Source organism: Nocardiopsis alborubida (assembly GCF_012396365.1).
GTDB classification, from domain to species: domain Bacteria; phylum Actinomycetota; class Actinomycetes; order Streptosporangiales; family Streptosporangiaceae; genus Nocardiopsis; species Nocardiopsis alborubida.
The window spans coordinates 44,734-61,191 of the sequence record NZ_JAAXPG010000041.1; the positions used below are offsets into that span (position 1 = coordinate 44,734).

At 73.6% G+C, this 16,458-nt stretch carries 14 protein-coding genes; 10 read left to right on the forward strand and 4 right to left on the reverse strand.

The annotated features are described in order from the left end of the window. The first annotated feature begins 90 nt into the window (after positions 1 to 90). The 8 genes from HGB44_RS29025 to HGB44_RS29060 all read left to right on the forward strand — a co-directional run bounded on the left by HGB44_RS29025 (position 91) and on the right by HGB44_RS29060 (position 7,883). The gene (locus HGB44_RS29025; protein ID WP_061082255.1) at positions 91 to 1,236 is read left to right on the forward strand and encodes a hypothetical protein; all 1,146 of its coding nucleotides are present in this window, start codon (positions 91 to 93) and stop codon (positions 1,234 to 1,236) included. A 69-nt stretch (positions 1,237 to 1,305) separates the two neighbouring features. Then, on the forward strand, positions 1,306 to 2,097 hold the full coding sequence (cpaB, locus tag HGB44_RS29030; RefSeq protein ID WP_061082256.1) for a Flp pilus assembly protein CpaB: 792 nt from the start codon (positions 1,306 to 1,308) through the stop codon (positions 2,095 to 2,097). A gap of 3 nt (positions 2,098 to 2,100) precedes the next feature. Further along, the gene (locus HGB44_RS29035; RefSeq protein WP_061082257.1) at positions 2,101 to 3,516 is read left to right on the forward strand and encodes an AAA family ATPase; all 1,416 of its coding nucleotides are present in this window, start codon (positions 2,101 to 2,103) and stop codon (positions 3,514 to 3,516) included. Between the two features lie 193 nt (positions 3,517 to 3,709). Continuing rightward, complete coding sequence (locus HGB44_RS29040) at positions 3,710 to 4,066, forward strand: hypothetical protein (protein ID WP_061082258.1); 357 nt, start codon at positions 3,710 to 3,712, stop codon at positions 4,064 to 4,066. Between the two features lie 71 nt (positions 4,067 to 4,137). Continuing rightward, positions 4,138 to 4,509, forward strand: coding sequence for a TadE/TadG family type IV pilus assembly protein (locus HGB44_RS29045; RefSeq protein WP_061082283.1), 372 nt, complete (start codon positions 4,138 to 4,140; stop codon positions 4,507 to 4,509). 135 nt (positions 4,510 to 4,644) lie between these two features. After that, positions 4,645 to 5,970 carry a CpaF family protein gene (locus HGB44_RS29050; protein ID WP_061082259.1) on the forward strand — a complete coding sequence of 442 codons (1,326 nt, stop codon included), beginning with the start codon at positions 4,645 to 4,647 and terminating at the stop codon, positions 5,968 to 5,970. 52 nt (positions 5,971 to 6,022) lie between these two features. Next, complete coding sequence (locus HGB44_RS29055; RefSeq protein WP_061082260.1) at positions 6,023 to 6,955, forward strand: type II secretion system F family protein; 933 nt, start codon at positions 6,023 to 6,025, stop codon at positions 6,953 to 6,955. A gap of 13 nt (positions 6,956 to 6,968) precedes the next feature. Continuing rightward, complete coding sequence (locus tag HGB44_RS29060; RefSeq protein ID WP_061082261.1) at positions 6,969 to 7,883, forward strand: type II secretion system F family protein; 915 nt, start codon at positions 6,969 to 6,971, stop codon at positions 7,881 to 7,883. Positions 7,884 to 8,113: 230 nt separating this feature from the next. Here the strand turns inward: HGB44_RS29060 and HGB44_RS29065 are convergent, their stop codons facing one another. Continuing rightward, positions 8,114 to 9,049, reverse strand: a complete 936-nt coding sequence (locus HGB44_RS29065; RefSeq protein WP_061082262.1) for a nitroreductase/quinone reductase family protein — start codon at positions 9,047 to 9,049, stop codon at positions 8,114 to 8,116. Positions 9,050 to 9,627: 578 nt separating this feature from the next. On the opposite strand from HGB44_RS29065, the gene HGB44_RS29070 reads away from it, so the two are divergent. Next, a complete protein-coding gene (locus HGB44_RS29070; RefSeq protein WP_061082263.1) occupies positions 9,628 to 10,830 on the forward strand; it encodes a DUF418 domain-containing protein in 1,203 nt (400 codons plus the stop codon). 220 nt (positions 10,831 to 11,050) lie between these two features. On the opposite strand, the gene HGB44_RS29075 is transcribed toward HGB44_RS29070, so the two are convergent. Both HGB44_RS29075 and HGB44_RS29080 read right to left on the reverse strand, forming a co-directional pair. Beyond that, positions 11,051 to 13,168, reverse strand: a complete 2,118-nt coding sequence (locus HGB44_RS29075) for a serine/threonine-protein kinase (protein WP_061082264.1) — start codon at positions 13,166 to 13,168, stop codon at positions 11,051 to 11,053. Positions 13,169 to 13,405: 237 nt separating this feature from the next. Next, a complete protein-coding gene (locus HGB44_RS29080; protein WP_061082265.1) occupies positions 13,406 to 13,759 on the reverse strand; it encodes an ArsR/SmtB family transcription factor in 354 nt (117 codons plus the stop codon). Between the two features lie 182 nt (positions 13,760 to 13,941). Here HGB44_RS29080 and HGB44_RS29085 point away from each other — a divergent pair, with 182 nt between their 5' ends. Next, complete coding sequence (locus HGB44_RS29085; RefSeq protein ID WP_061082266.1) at positions 13,942 to 14,949, forward strand: LLM class flavin-dependent oxidoreductase; 1,008 nt, start codon at positions 13,942 to 13,944, stop codon at positions 14,947 to 14,949. A gap of 179 nt (positions 14,950 to 15,128) precedes the next feature. On the opposite strand, the gene HGB44_RS29090 is transcribed toward HGB44_RS29085, so the two are convergent. Then, positions 15,129 to 16,394 carry a TIGR04222 domain-containing membrane protein gene (locus HGB44_RS29090; protein WP_061082267.1) on the reverse strand — a complete coding sequence of 422 codons (1,266 nt, stop codon included), beginning with the start codon at positions 16,392 to 16,394 and terminating at the stop codon, positions 15,129 to 15,131. Positions 16,395 to 16,458: the final 64 nt, after the last annotated feature.

A 16,458-nucleotide genomic window follows, 5' to 3' on the forward strand; every position in this document is an offset into this window, starting at 1 on the left:
CCGCTCAGCCGTCTCGCCCCAGCGCGCAGAACCGATGGAGCTTGCCCAGTGTCCAGAGCCCTACCTCGGTCGGCGACGACCGTCGCCCTGTTGGCGGACATCCCCAGCACGGGTCACGTGGGTGAGGCCGGGGCCCACCGGTTCGCGATGCGCGGTGAGGGCATCGGCGAACGCAGTGCAGCGTTCGTCGCCTTCGCCAGGGAGCAGACCGAGGCGGGCCGCAAGGTCGTGGCGCTCTACCCCGCGTGGCAGTCCGCGGACGCCGAGCGCGCGGTCAACTTCGCCCGCGGCGCGATGCGCACCGACCACATCGCCGGGATCGGCGTCGACCTGTCGCCCCTGGCCCTGTCCCTGGTCGCCGACCAGCTCGCCTACCTCGCCCCCTACCTGCCGCCGGGGATGGTCGCCGCGCTGTGCGACGAACTGCCCCGGCACCTGCTGGCGGGTGCCTGGCTCAGGAGCGTCTCCGGCCTGTCCACCATCCCGACCTCGATGCGCCAGCACATGGGCTCCTACGCCCCGTCCGTGTCCTTCCTCGCCTACTGCGCGCCCACCCACCAGGTGGGACGCATGCGTGCGTCCGACGTCTCCCGCACGCTGCCCTTCCGGCCCGTGCAGCCGGTCCAGCTGCTGTGCTCCACCCCCGACCCCGGGATCACCGGGATCTTCGACGACCACCTCCCGCAGGCCATCCAGCCCGTGGCCACCCGTACCCTGCCCGCCCAGCCGCTCGGCCCCCTGTACTGGGGGACCGCCAAGTACGTGGAGTTCGTGGCGCTGAGCGCCCATCCCCAGGCCCTGGCCTACGCGGCCAGTTCCATCCGCGCCGCCTCCTGCTCCTGGTGCGGCGAACCCATGTCGGCACGCACCTGCCCCTTCTGCTCGGCCACCGCCGCGCGGACCCCCGCGCGGCAGACCGCTCCCCGGTCCGGCCCCCGGCCGTCCGGCGGACAGGGTCCCCCTGCTGCTCCGGATTCCTCCGGAAGAGCCGACGCCCCCCTTTCCGGCGGCGCCACCCGCCCGCCCGGCGGACCCGGCACTCCGGGCTCCCCGGGCAGAACCGCCGCCCCCTCCCCCGGCAGCACCGCAGGGCCCGGCCCCGGCCAGGCCCCTCCCCCCGTGGAAGGGGGGCGTGTGCCGGGCCCGCCTCCCCCACCGTCCACCGACCGACCGGAGGGTCCGCCGTTCGCGGGCCGCGCCCCGCGGCCCGACACGCCCCGGACCTACTCCCGTTAGGGACCGGCACCGCGCCCCCGAAGCGAGCGGACGGCCCGCGACGACACTGGAAACGGAAAAGCAACCCCTATGAACCCCCGTCAGCGACGCGGCGTCCTGCTCATGGTCGTTGCCGCTATCGGCGCCGTCGCCGTGTTCGCCTCCGTGTTCACCTACCTCAACAGCCAGCAGGAGCGCCTCGGCGAGTTCGCGACCGTCCTGCGGCTGACCGAGGCCGTGGACGCCTACCAGCCCATCGGCGAGGAGTCCGTGGAACGGGTCGAGGTGCCCAGCATGTACTTCGACCCGGAGGTCTTCCTCAGCGACCTGTCCGAGGTGGAGACCCCGGCCGACCAGCAGCTCGTCGCCGCCTCCCACCTGGAGGCGGGCGTCTACCTCCAGCAGGGCATGGTGCAGCCCCAGCCCACCCTCACCGCCGGAGAGCGGGAGATCGCCATCATGGTCAACGCCGAGACCGGTGTGGCCGGCAAGGTGCGGCGCGGGTCGTTCGTGGACATCTACGGCACCTTCCCGGCGCGCGACCACGGCGAGGCGTGCGCGGTGCGGGTCATCACCGAGGTGGAGGTCCTCGACATCGGTGAGCTGCGCACCCAGGAGGAGGAGGGCGGCGGTGTGGCCGGGGTGGTCCCGGTGACCTTCCGTCTGGACCCGCAGGCGGCGCTCCAACTCGCCTACGCCGAGGACTTCTCCAGCGGGCTCAGGCTGGCCCTGGTGAGCGCCGACGGCGGCGGCAGCCCGGAGGAGTCCGAGTTCTGCAGCGGGGACTTCGACGACCTCGTCGACGGAGGAACGGCCGACGAGAGCACGACACCGGACGAGGGCGGGACGGCCGACGAGCGGCGCGTGCCGCATGGGGGGTAAGCGTTGAACTTCCGTGTCCTGGCGGGTATGCCGACCTCGGAGTCGGAGATGGTGCTCGCCGCGCGTTTCGAGGAGCTGGACAGCGCCGCCCTGGTGGCCTCCCGGGCCACCACGACGGCGCTGATCGACGCCGCCGGGGAGTTCCCGGAGATCGACGTGGTCCTCATCCACCAGGATCTGGGGCCGGCGCCGGTGTTCGAGGCCATACGCGACCTGTCCCACCGCCATCCGCAGGTGGCGATCCTGCTGGTCTCGCCCACGATGGACCCCGACACGTTCACCGGCGCCATGGAGGCCGGGGCGCGCGGTGTGATGCCCGACGACTGCGGGATCGCCGAGCTGGAGAGCCGGATCACCAAGGCCGCCGAGTGGTCGCGAACGCTGCGCCGCCACCTGGAGTCGGCGTCGATGGACCTGCCCGCGTCGGGCGTGCGGGGCCGGGTCGTGGCGATCAGCGGCGCCAAGGGCGGCGTGGGCACCACCACGTGCGCGGTGCACCTGGCGATGGCCGCGGCCGCCGCCGGGCGGGTGGTGTGCCTGGTCGACCTGGACCTGCAGACCGGCGACCTGCCGGCGTTCCTCAACCTGCGGCACCGCCGCTCCATCAGCGACCTCGTGGAGGCCGGGGACAACATCACCCCCGGCATGCTCGCGGAGACCCTGTACGTGGACCCGCGGGGTCCGCACGTGCTGCTCGCCCCCGAACACGGCGAACGCGGCGAGGACGTCGGCGCCAGCGCCGCCCGGCGGGTGCTGAGCGCACTCCGGTCCCGGTACGAACTGGTGGTGGTGGACTGCGGGTCCACCATGAACGAGGCCACCGCGATGGCGGTCGAGCTGGCCGACAGCGCGGTCGTCACCGTCACGCCGGACGTGCCCGCGATGCGCGGCGCCCAGCGGCTGATGAGTATGTGGGAGCGGTTGCAGGTGCGTGCGCACACGGACGTGTACTCGCTGGTCACCCGGCACAGCCGCAAGAACGAGATCCAGCCCGACTTCCTCCAGCAACTGCTGGGCACCCGGGTGCTGCGCACACCGGTCCCCGCCGCCTACCGCGCGCTGGAGCCCGGGGAGAACAACGGCGACCCGACCAAGGTGACCGACGAGGGTCTGCGCCGGGCCTTCTCGCGGCTGGCCGCGGAGCTGGACCTGCTGAACCCGCCCGCGCAGCCCGGTGGCGGCGGGGGTTCGGCCACCCCGCCCGCGGGGCTGGGCGGGTTCGCCTCCCTCTCCGAGCGGCGCGGCACCGGACCGTCCACCCGCGACGTGTCCGGCTTCCTCAACGCGTCGGGGCCCAACCCGTCGCGCGCGGCGGTCAACGGGCAGGCCTCCGCCCCGCCGCTGGGGCAGCCCTTCGGCGGGCGCCCGGGTTCCGGTCCGCACGGGGGCGGAGGGGGCCGTGGTGGCTTCGGAAGCTGAGTCCGGCCTCCGGCGGGGGCCGGGCCGGGGCGAGGGCGCCGCGCGGAACGGCGTCCCCGCCGGCAGCGCGCCCCGTCGGAGCCCACAGGGCTTACAGGGGCCGCGGGGACCCGGGATCCTGAGGAGTCGCGGGGGCCGGTCGCACTCGCGGCGCGGCGGTCCGCGGCGGCGCGGTGACCGCGGCGGGGTCATCGTGGAGTTCGCCGCGGCGGTGCCGTTCATGATGCTGGCGCTGGCCCTGGTGTGGCAGGTGCTGCTGCTCGGCATCACCGCCATGTACGCCTCGCACGGCGCCGCCGAGGCCGCCCGCCAGGCCGCCGTGACCCCCGACGACATGGCGCGCGTGGACGAGGAGGCCCGCAAGCGCGTACGACCGCCGTGGGACGGCGCGGACGTGATGACCGTGGAGATCGTGGAGCGCGACGGCGCGCGCTACGCCCGGGTGACCATGGCCATGCCGCTCTTCCTGCCCGGGGCCTCGGGGCCCTGGGACGTCACCGGTGAGGCCCGGGTGGTCACCGAGGTCGAGCCGCGGGGGGTGACACCGTGAGCGCGCGGTCGGGCGGGCGGACCGCTCCGGTCCGCGCCCGCCGGAGCACCGGGGACCGCGGAGCGCGACGCATTCTGCTCGGAGGCCGACCGCGCCGGGACGGCGACCGGGGCGGCCCGCTGCTGGAGTTCGCCGCGGTCTTCCCGATCCTGCTCCTGGTCGCGGTCATCGCGATCGAGGCCTTCCTGGCCTTCGTCGCGGTCGAGCGGCTGGAGTCCGCGGCCCGCGCCGGGGCACGGGTGGCCGGGGCCGAACAGCTGGAGGGCGCGGAGGCCGCCGCCCGCGCGTCGCTGCCGCCGTGGTTGGACGGGGCGACCGTCACCAGCGGCGTCAACGAGCACGAGGGCTTCTACGTGGAGGTCTCGCACCCGCTGCCGATCGTGTTCTCCGCGTCGGGCTTGGACCTGACGCTGACCCGGCGCGTGGAGATGCCCGATGTGTGAGGCCGAGGCGGTGCGCCGTGCACGCCGGGGCGTCGCCCCGGCGCCTGAGCGGAACGCAGCGGAAGTCGTGGCGGGGTGCCGTGCGGCGGGGCGTGTTCCCGCCGCGCCGGCCCCCGGGGGAAGGAGAGCGGGGCCATGGGTCTGAAGGACCGTCTGGAGGAGGACCGCGCCGTCGAGGGGCGTTCCGAGCGCAGCAGCGTCACGCACTGGCGCAGGCGCCTGCTGGAGGAGATCAACCTGGAGGACCTCACCAGGCTGACCCTGGCCCAGCGCCGGGTCCGCCTGGAGAAGGTCGTGGGGCACATCCTCACCCGCGAGGGCCCGGTGCTCTCCGACCGGGAGCGTTCGGCGCTCATCCGCCGGGTCGTGGACGAGGCCCTGGGGCTGGGCGTGCTGGAACCGCTGCTGGCCGACGAGACCGTCACCGAGATCATGGTGAACGGCCCCGACAACGTGTTCATCGAGCGCGGCGGCCGGATGCAGCGGGTGGACGCCACCTTCAACGGCGAGGAGCAGCTCTACCAGACCATCGACCGCATCGTGTCGCTGGTCAACCGCCGCGTGGACGAGTCCTCGCCCATGGTGGACGCGCGGCTGCCCACCGGTGAGCGCGTCAACGTGATCATCCCGCCCCTGTCGCTGTCGGGCCCGGTGCTGACCATCCGCCGCTTCCCCAAGCCCTACCCCATCGACGAACTGGTGCGGATGGGAAGCCTGGACTCGCCGACCGGCATCCTGCTGGCGGCGATGGTGCGGGCCCGCTTCAACATCGTGGTGTCCGGCGGTACCGGTACCGGAAAGACGACCTTCCTCAACGCGATGTCGGCGTTCGTGCCCTCAGACGAGCGCATCGTCACCATCGAGGACTCGGCCGAGCTCCAGCTGATGCAGGACCACGTGGTGCGCCTGGAGTCCAGACCGCCCAACATCGAGGGCCGGGGCGAGATCGCCATCCGCGACCTGGTGCGCAACGCGCTGCGGATGCGTCCGGACCGCATCATCGTCGGCGAGGTACGCGGTTCGGAGACCATCGACATGCTCCAGGCCATGAACACCGGCCACGACGGCTCGCTGGTGACCGTGCACGCCAACTCGGCGGACGACGCCATCCACCGGTTGCAGACCCTGGCCACCCTGAGCGACGTCAACGTGCCCTACGAGGCGATCCGCGACCAGATCAACAACGCGGTGGACGCCATCGTGCACCTGGGCCGGTGGCCGGACGGGTCGCGGCGGGTCAACGAGATCGCGGTGGTCTCCTCACGGCGGCGCGAGGAGTTCCGGCTGGACCCGGTGATGCAGTTCTCCGCGCTGCCCATGGGCCCCAACCGGGCCGTGGAGGGCGAGTTCCGGCACTTCCCGCTGCCCCGGCACATCGCCGGGCGGATCTACCACGTGGGCGAGGCCATTCCGGCGGCCTTCGGGGTGGTCACCGAAGAACGCCCCCGGAACGGCTGGTGAGGCCCTCCCCCGCGCCCCGGCGGGCGCGTCCCCCGATCGGAATGGAGCTCCGGTGACCTGGCAGTTCGTGGCGATCCTCGGCGGCCTGGCCGTGGTGCTGGCCCTGGCGCTGTGGGCGCTGTGGGAGTTCGTGGCCAGCGCGCAGCACCGGCGGATGATCGCCGCCCGCAGTGCCCTGAACCAGGCCGAGTACGAGGCTTCCACGCCCATGGCGCGGCTGGACGCGGCGATCTACCGCACCCAGTGGGGCGGGCGGCTGTACCGCAGGATCGCCCGGTCGGGCGCGGAGGTGCGCCTGTCCACGTTCGTGCTCGCGCTCCTGGGAGGTTCGCTGCTGGCGGTGGTCGTGGTCTGGCAGGTCCTGGCGCCCTTCTTCGGCCTGCTCGCGGCGGCCGGGGTGGCGTTCCTGTTCTTCTCCTACCTGAACCGCGCCGAGGCCAAGCGGCGCGAGGAGTTCACCTCCCAGCTGCCGGACCTGGCCCGGGTGCTGGGCAACGCGACCTCGGCGGGCCTGGCCCTGCCCACGGCCGTGGCGATGGCCGCCGACGAGCTGGACGGGCCCGCGGGCGAGGAGCTGAGCCGTATGGCCGAGTCCATGAAGCTGGGGGCCAGCTTCGAGGAGGCCGTCGCGGAGCTGCGCGAGCGCATGCCCTCCCGCGAGCTGGGGGTCCTGCTGTCCACGCTGGTGGTGGCCTCGCGCTCGGGCGGCTCCCTGGTCACGGCGCTGCGCAACATCTCCACCACGTTGGAGAACCGCAAGGAGACCCGGCGCGAGGTGCAGACCATCCTCAGCGAGACCACGAGCACCGTGTGGGCGCTGGGATTCATGTCGGTGGGCGCCCTGTTCCTGATCAACGCCATCGAGCCGGGCATCATGCGCGTCATGACCACGTCCGTGGCGGGGGTGACGGTGCTGCTGGTGGTGGCGGCGCTGTTCGCCGTCGGCTTCGTGCTGGTGTCCCGCATCACCAAGTTCGACCTGTGAGGACCGCTCCCCGATGAACGCCCCCCTCTCCCTGCTGGTGCCGCTCGCCGCCGCGCTGGCCAGCGCGCTGGTCGTACTGGTCGCGTGCTACGGCCTGTACCTGATGATGTCGCAGACCCGGGTGTGGGTGACCGACCCGGCCGCGCGCCCCACGCGGACCCGGTCCGACGACACGTTCGTGCTGCACCGGATCACCGAGGCGATCGGACGGCCGTTCGCCCGCTCGCTGCACGCGTCGCTGAGCCAGCGCCGCCTGGTCTCCGTCTCCGAGCGCATCGAGGCGGCGGGGCGGCCTGAGGGGCTGACCCTGGAGCGCTACCTGCGGCGCAAGGTCGGCGAGGTGGCGCTGTACGGCACCCTGGGCCTGTTGATGTTCGCCGCGGGGAACCCGCTGGTCGGGCTGGTGGTGCTGGCCTTCATGGGGCTGACCGACCTGAGTCTGTACGTGCAGGGCCAGGAGCGCGGCGACAAGGTGCAGTCGCAGCTGCCGGACTTCCTGGACGTGCTGGCGGTGACGGTGAGCGCCGGGATGTCGTTCCGTGCGGCGGTGGCCCGCGTGGCGGAGTCGATGCCGGGCGTGCTCGCCGACGAGTTCGCGCTGGCGCTCCAGCAGATGGAGCTGGGCACCTCGCGGCGGGAGGCGTTCGAGATGCTGCGCCGGCGCAACCGCAACGAGTCGTTGAGCAAGTTCGTGACCGCGATCCAGCAGGCGGAGGAGCTGGGTGCCCCGCTCAGCGACACCCTGGTCGCCATCAGCCAGGACATGCGGCGCGCCGACGCCCAGTACATGCGCCGCAAGGCCCAGCGGATGAACCCCCGGGTGACGATGGTGACCGCGGTGACCCTGCTTCCGGGCCTGCTCATCCTCATCGTGGGGTCGATGTTCCTGGGCACCGAGGTCGACCTCGGCCTCATCCTGGGCGGCTGACGCGGACGGCCCCTTCCCCGGGGGCGGGGAAGGGGCCTTGCGGGGGAGGGGTCCGTCTCGCGTTCGGCGGACGGCCGCGCCACCGGGAGGACCGTGGCCCGGGCGCGGCCGCCGTGAGGGTCAGCGCAGGGCGACCCTCTTGGACAGCGAACCGGTCGCGCCGGTGGAGTCCGTGACGGTCAGGGTGCCGTCACCGTCGCCGGTGCGGCCCAGGCCGCATCCGGCCTGGGTCAGGCCGGCCCGGTGGGCGGGAACGGGATGGCGGCCAGGGTCGGGATCAGCTGGGCCTCCTCGTAGTCCAGGTGGGCCTCCAGCTCCCGGGCCATCCGGTCCAGGTCCGCGCGGAAGCGCTCGGGGTCGGCCGTGGCAAGGTCGGAGATGAGCGCCTCCAGCTCGCCTCGGATCCGGTCCACGGTGCGGTGCTCCTCCGACAGCCGCCGCAGCGCCTCCTCCAGGTGCGGAGCCTGTCGGCCCAGCGCAGGGAAGACGCCGGACTCCTCACTGGAGTGGTGGAAGTGCAGGGACTCGCAGAAGGCCAGGCAGTGCTGGCGCAGCTGGAGGCTGAGTCCCAGCGGCGGCGGGCCGTCCCCGTCCGTCCCGGCGGTGCGCTCGGCGATATGGGCCTCGGCCTCGGTGCGCACGTGCGCGAGCTGACCGCGCAGCCAGGTGTGGATCTCCACGAGTTTGTCGGCGAGGTTGGCGACCTCGACGGGCCCCTCCTCGTGGACGCGGTCCAGGGCGACCACCGGCAGGACCCGTTCGGTCCCGGCCTGGTAGTCGGCGTATCCGGAATCCGTGCGGACGAACTCGGCGAACAGGCGGTCGCGTTCGGCGCCCTCGGCGGGGACGGCGACGGCGCCGAACGTCTCGGTACCCAGTTCCACACGCACCATGGGGTGGGCGAGGACGTTGCGGTACCAGTCGGGGTGGCGGTCCGAGCCGCCCGCCGAGCCGACGACCAGCACGCGGCCGTCGACGCGGACGAACCCGAGCGGGGTGGTGTGCTCGCGGCCGGACCTGGCCCCGACGGTGGTGAGCAGCAGCAGGTCGCCGCCCTCGAACATGCCGCCGACGCGGCCTCCGTTGGCGCGGAACTCCGCCACGACGGGGACGTTGAAGTCGCTGACGTGGGGCTCAGCGGTCCGGACATGCGGGTTTTCGGTCACAGGTCTCCTTCGAGGTGGTGGTCATGGGTGCGACCGTCCCCGAAGGAACCCGCTGCGGCCCGGGCGCGTGCGCGCACGGGTGGCGGGTGGACGTGGCGGGGAGCCCGGTCACGGCCGGGCAGGAGGAAGGACTCCGGGGAGGTCGCGAGGGGTCTGGGCGCGTTCGGGCGCGGCTCGGGCCGGCGCCGTCGGAACGGCTAGACGCGGTCCGCGGTGTGTGTGCTCACAGTGCGCTCCCGGGATGTCGAGGTGCCTCCATGCCTACCGACCGGCCCACTGCTCTGTGGTCGGTGGCACGCGACACGGGGGCGAACCTACACCATCGGGCGTGGGAGCGCCACAGGCAAGCGGGGAGGCTGTCCGGGCCCGTCGTACGGCGCGGCCCGGGTGCGTCGCACGGACGCGTGTGCTTCCCGCGTCCGCCGTGCGGGCGTGCGCGCTCCGCGGCCGGGGCATGCCCAGCCCCACCCCGGCGGTGGGGCAGGACCCACGGTTAAGAGGCCCAGCAGCCGTATGGGACGGGGGCGGCGCGGTCCGTAGTTTCGGGGGACACACGAACCGAGAGGACGTAGGACACCGTGAGTCCCCACACCGAGGGCACCGCTGCGACGCCCTCCTCCGTACGCTTCCTCGCCCCCGACCTGGCGCGCGGCCTCATGCTGCTGTTCATCGCCCTGGTCAACGCCCAGTTCTTCCTGACCGGCCCCGACCCGGTGCGCTCCCTCGCCGACCAGGCGGTGACCGTTGTCCAGACGACGCTGGTCAGCGCCCGCGCCATCCCGCTGTTCGCGTTCCTGTTCGGGTACGGGATGGTGCGGATCGCGCACCGCGTGCGCGAGGGCGGGGGCGGGTGGATCCACGTGCGGGTCCTGTTACGACGGCGCGGCTGGGTGATGCTGGTGATCGGGTTCGCGCACGGCGTCCTGCTGCTGCCGGTGGACATCGTCGGCGCCTACGGGTTGGCGCTGCTGCTCTTCATGGGCCTGGTGCGGGCACGGGACACCACACTGCTGTGGACGGCGGGCCTGCTGGCCGCGGGTGCAACGGCCCTGCTCACCACCCTGACCGTCCTGCTGGCTGACGCCGAGGGGGAGACCTCCGTCGACGCGTCGTCCCTGGCCGAGGGCGACTTCTGGCTCGCCGCGGCCGAACGGTTCCAGGAGTGGCTGCTGCACACGCCGTTCACCATGCTGACCGTGGCGCTGCCCATGATCGTGCTGGGTGTGTGGGCCGGGCGCCGGCGCGTCCTGGAGGAACCCGGGGGACACCGGGTGCTGCTGGTCCGCACGGCCGTGTTCGGGCTGGGACTGGGGATCACCGCCGGTCTGCCGAGCGCGCTGGTGTACGCCGGGGTCTGGACCGGACTCCCCCCTCTGGCGGAGGGACTGTTCGCGGTCCTGCACGAGGCGGCCGGATGGGGCGGCGGGCTGGGGTGGGCCGCCCTGATCACGCTGTTCGCGGCCCGGCTGGGCACGCACCGGGGAGCCGCCGTGACGGCGGTCGCGGCGGTGGGGCAGCGGTCGCTGACCTGCTACCTGGCGCAGTCGGTGGTGTTCACTCTGGTCTTCGCCCCCTACGCGGCGGGGCTGGGGGCGAGCCTGGGGACCACCGGTGCCGCGGGGGTGGCGGTCACCACCTGGCTGGCGACGGTGGCCCTGGCGGAGGGACTGCGCCGGTCGGGGCGGCGCGGCCCGGCCGAGACACTGCTGCGCCGCCTGACCTACGCGGGGACGTCGCACTCGCCAGCGCCGTGGCGCGGGTCCCCGGGGAACGGGGCCTAGGTCGTCGGATGACCTCCCCAGGCAGGTCCGGGACGCGGATCCCGGGGACCGTCCCGCTGTCCCGCGCCGGGTCCCGGCCCGGCGTGCGGGGGTCTCGGCCCCGGCCGGGCGCGCGGAGTCCCGCCTCCGGTCGAACGCGCGGGAACGGGGAGCGGAGCACGGTCAACGGTCGCAGCCCGCGCGGGGATCCACCGGTCCCCGTACCGACCGGCTCCCGTGCTCAGTCGCCGATGGGCGCGGGAGCGGCGGGCTGGACCTGTCCGGGCTCGGGGAGACCCAGGTCGGGGGCCCCGTCGAGCTCCACGAACGTGTACCGCGTGTACCACAGCTCCGGTTCGGGGGCGGCGGGGTCCAGGAACGACGCGGGGACCTCCTCCGGGACCGGGCGCCCGTTGAGGACCCCTCCGTCAGCGCCCTCCGTGGCGAAGCCCAACGGGACCCCGTCCTCGGTGGCCACCAGGACGAACGACGTGTCCGCCTCCCCCGGCCCGCCCGCGGCGGGGAACGTGCCCTCCACCCGGATCGCGGGCACGCCGTCGGGGGCCTCGCCGCCCAGGTGGCCGAAGGCGTCCTGGGCGGGCGGAGGCGCGGCGAGGACCACCTCCTCCTCCGCGGTGACGGTCCCCTCCTCCGCGGCGCGGACGAGCGGTGCGACGACCTCCGCCGGCGTGAACACCTCCTCCGCCAGCCCCGGCTCGGCCCCGTACCAGGTCGGCACTCCGTTCCACGCGGAGTTCTCCGCACGCAGCAGGTCGCCCTCGACCATCAGCAGGTCGCTGGTGCGCGCGCCGCTGACGGTGCTGGTCCAGCGCAGCGCCTCCGGCGGCCCCGCCTGGTAGAGCACCCGGTCGAAGAGGGTGGGGTCGGTACCGGTGGGGAGCGGCTGGCCGTAGCCCCCGCCGTTCCCGGCGTGGGTGAGCAGGGTGAGCTCGAAGGAGTCCGCGGCCAGCAGGGTGTCGAGCGAGGCCGACACCAGCTCCGCTCCGCTGAGGGGTCCGGTCGGCGGGTTCCCTCCGGCGGCCTGCTCCGACCCGGAACCGGAGTCGGCCGTGGTGGTGTCCGAGCCCCCGGACAGGGCGTTCAGGAGCAGGTAGCCGCCGCCGACGGACACGGCCAGGAGCACGGCCGCGGCGACCAGCAGGACGGGAAGCCCGCGCCGGGCTCCCGTACGGCGGCGCCCGCGCGAGCGTCCGCCGGTCGCCCCTCCGCCGATCCCCCTTCCACCGGCCGCCTGTCCGCCTGTCGCCCCCGCCCCGGTTCCGTGCTCACCGGTCCCACCGTCCCGGGCGGCGCCCGCACCGGTCGCCCTGCCCCCGCTCCCGCGGCCGCGAGCGCGAAGACTCCACCGGGGGGCGGCCGCGGACCCCGCGGTCCCGGCCTCCCGCTCCGCCATGTCCAGGGCGGAGCTGATCCACGCCGCGGACTGGTCGCGGTCCGCGTCCACGCTCGGCCAGTGGGCGCGGACGAGCGCTCGCAGGCGGTCCGCCCACACGTCGGGGGTGGCACTGTCCTCCACTCCCGCCAGCAGCAGGCACTCCAGGTAGGCCTCCTCCGCCGGAGGGCGCCGCCCCGGGTCCGCCGACAGCGCACGGGCCAGCAGGGGACGCAGCCCGTCTGGCACGTCGGCGAGGTCGACGGTGTCCTCCCTGGCCCTGCGGGCCGCCTCCGGAGGCGCGGCGTCCGTACCGAACGGCGCGTGCCCGGTCGCGGCGAGCACCACCAGGCAGGCCCAGGAGAAGACGTCGGAGGCGGTGTCGGGCCGCGCGCCCGCGTAGCGCTCCGGGGCCAGCCAGCCGACGCTGCCCGCGGTGGTCAGCGAGTCCGCGTCGTCGATCCGGCGGGCGATCCCGTGGTCCACCAGCCGGGGGCCCTCCGGGGTCAGGACGACGTTTCCGGGTTTGACGTCCCCGTGCGGGACGCCCGCGGCGTGGACCGAGGTCAGCGCCTCGGCGGTTCCCGCGGCCAGCACCAGGAGGGCGGGCTCGGGGACGGGTCCGTCCTCGCGCACACGGCGGGCCAGGTCGGGGCCGGGAAGGTACTGGACTGATGTCCACGGCCGTCCGTGGAAGGTTCCGCTGGCGTTGACGCCCACGGCGCACACCCCCACGGCCCGGCGCAGGAGGGTGATCCTGCGGTCGGGGTCCGCGGCCGGAACCCACTCGGCGTGGGCGACCCTGAGGGCGACCGCCCCGCCGTCCGGGGCCACGGCGGCGTAGACCACGCCCATGGTGCTGCCGCCGAGGCGACCGATAAGCCGGTGGCCGCCGATCTCGGCGGGATCGCCTCCGGTGAGCGGGCGCACGTGCGCCGGAAGGGAGGCTGGCGGGTTCGGAGCCATGGGGGGACGCCTTCCACTCTCCTGGGCCGGGGGGAGCGCACTGCCTGGACCGCCGACCCATGGTTGCGTACACCTGCTGGGTACCGACCGTACATTCCCGAACATAGCCCGTAGCGGGTCGGCCCACGAGCGTTCCGGGGCGCGAACCGTGCGCCGTGTGCCAGGCGACCGGGCACCGGCAGCCGGACGACGTCCCCGTGGTCGTCTCCGGCACGGACCGCGCCGACGCCCCCACCGCTACCGGACGGAGGCGCCGTCCTCGCCGGAACGCAGGGCCATGGCGTCGCGGCACGCCAGCACCGACTCCAGCAGGCCGGGGAAACGGCCTTCGAGCTCCTCGTCGCGCAGCGAGATGAAGCACCGCGTCCCCTCGGTGCGGTTCTGCACCAGGCCGGCGTTGCGCAGGATCTTCAGGTGGTGGCTCAGCGTCGACTGGGCGATGGGCAGGTCGATGTCCTTCCAGGCGTGCTCCCCGTCCATGTCGGCGAGCATCCGCACGATCCGCAGCCGGGTCGGCTCGGCCAGCGCGGCGAGAACCGTGACCAGTTCCACCTCGTGGAGGGCGGGGTGCGCGTGCTCCCTGGGAGCCAAGGCGGTCCTCCTCGTACGGCGCCCGGCCGGGACCAGGCGAGATTTGGCTCGTGGACAGTCGGAAGTGTACCTTCGTAATTCGATGTTCGTCGAATATCGAACGCGCAGGCCGACCGGGGACGCGGTTCCTCCCGTCACGGCCTCGCAGCCGGACCCGCCACGCAACAGGGGGAAGAGCCACCATGTCCGACGTCGCGCTGTCGGTGCTCGACCACGCCAGCATCGCCGAGGGGTCCACGCCCGGTGACGCGCTACGTTCCGCCAGGGAACTCGCCCAGCACGCGGAGCGGCTGGGCTACAAGCGCTTCTGGCTCTCCGAGCACCACAACATGCAGGCCATCGCGAGCGCTGCCACGTCCGTCTCCCTGGGCTTCATCGCCGAGGGGACCTCCACCATCCGGATCGGCGCGGGCGGTGTCATGCTGCCCAACCACTCCCCCTTGGTGATCGCCGAGCAGTTCGGCACTCTGGAGTCGCTCTACCCGGGGCGGGTGGACCTCGGCCTGGGCCGCGCCCCGGGCACCGACCCCCGCACGATGATGGCGCTGCGCCGCGACCACAGCGCCTCGGCGACGTTCCCCAACGACGTGCAGGAGCTCCAGGCCTACTTCGAGCCCGCCGAGCCCGGTCAGCCCGTACGCGCCATCCCCGGCGAGGGACTGCGGGTGCCGCTGTGGATCCTGGGGTCCAGCCTCTTCGGCGCCCAGCTGGCCGCGCAGATCGGCCTGCCCTACGCGTTCGCCTCGCACTTCGCCCCGGACGCGCTGTACGAGGCGCTGAAGGCCTACCGGACGACCTTCCGCCCCTCCCGGCAGCTGGAGAAGCCGTACGCCATGGCGGGGGTGAACGCCTTCGTCGCCGACACCGACGAGGAGGCCCAGCACCTGTTCACGACGATGCAGCAGGCGTTCCTCGGCACCCTGCGCGGTGCGCGGGGACGGCTGCGCCCGCCGGTGGAGAACCTGGACACCGCATGGCGTCCGGGGGAGAAGGAACGACTGGACCACATGCTTCGTTACTCGTTCGTGGGTTCCCCGGAAACAGTCCGTCGCAAGCTCGAACTGTTCGTCGCTGACACGGGCGTGGACGAGCTGATGGTGTCGTCGATGATCTACGACCAGAAGGCTCGCCTGCGCTCGTTCGAGCTGCTGGCGGAGCTGGCCGACCTCAAGCGTCCGGACCAGGGCTGACCCCACCTCCCCGCACAGGGAGACGGTCAAGGGTGGCGGCGCCGAATCTGTAGGCAGGCAGCGGCGCCGCCTTCCCTGTGCGGGGATGCCGGGCGGGGTTTGCGTAGAACCCCGCCCGGCTCCTGGTTCCGGAGCACGGTGAGACTCCGGGCCTGGCCGGGATGTTCGGGTGGAGGGGCTCAGTCTCCCCCGCCACCGCCACCGCCGCCGCCACCGCCGCCGTCGCCCCCGCCGGAGCCGCCGTCGCCGCCTCCCCAACCACCCCCGGAGCCGCTGCCGCTGGATCCGCCGTCGCCTCCCCAGCCTCCCCAACCTCCGCCGTCTCCGTAGTGATCGAAGTCACCGCCCCAGCCATCGTTCCCGGAGCTGCCGCCGCCCGAACGGCTACCGGAACCACCCGACCCCTGACACAGATCGGCGAACGAGCACAGGGTCTCCAGGCTGACGGAGTCGGGGTCCGTGCCGCCCGTACCCTCGGAACCGCTCGGATCCCCGCCGCATCCCGCCTGGGCGGTGACGGGGACCGGGTCCTGCTGGAGCTGCGCGGATTCCTGGTCCGTCCGGGCCCTGCCGGCTCCCTGGCGGGACCCGGACGCGCGCAGCGAGCGAAAGCCCGTGACCGCCGTGTACCGGACCGCGTGGTCACGGGTCATCCCCTCGGTCGGGTGAGTGCCGGTGGAGTCCGCTCCGGCGGGCCCGGCCGCCGAGGCGCCGTACCTCTGGCGGGCCAGCTCCAGCACCGCGTTCCCGGCGGGGGTGTTGGGGCTGAGCGCGGGGCCTCCGGTCGCCGCCATGACCACCTGGGAGGTGACCAGGACAGCCGATGCGCTCAGCCCCCCGGCGAGGAGGCCGAGCGCGATGACCCCGGGCTCCGCGAGGAAGAACACGGCCGCGCCCCCGGCGGCGGCCAAAAGCGCGACGGACCGCATCCACCGGATCGTCCTCGGGGCCCTCTCGCGGCGCCGCAACGCCCGTCGGAGCCGCGGGGAGTCGACGATCAGGCCGGACCCGGCGAGGTCGGCGCGCAGCTTCTCCACGCCCTTGCCGGCGACGATCCGGCGCAGCATCTCCAGGGCGCTGACTCCGACGCGCTTGCGAAAGGCCTTCACCAGCTCTCGGCGGACGGCGCCTTTCTCGTGCGTGTAGGGACGGGAGGGGCCGACGAGGGTGAAGAGCCCTCCGGCGGACTGCTGGCGGATACGGCCGTGCAGGAAGGCGTCCATGACCGCGGTCTCCCCCACACGGACCGGGCCTCCCGCGAGCAGGGCCAGCTCGTTCGGTTCGAGTTCGTCCGGGCCAGGCGGGGACTGGTGGTCGGGCGAGGAGCCGCGGAGCGCTGATCTGAGGGCTGAGTTGCCCTTCAGGACCGCGGAGAGCGGAATGCCTCCGATCAGCAGCCCCACGATCAGAGCTGCCACCAGGGAAAGGGCCACGCTGGGGTCCAAGCCGCCACCTCTTGTCTTCGGTCTCGGGGTTGTGATCGGGGGTGGAGTCGGGGATGGGGGGTCG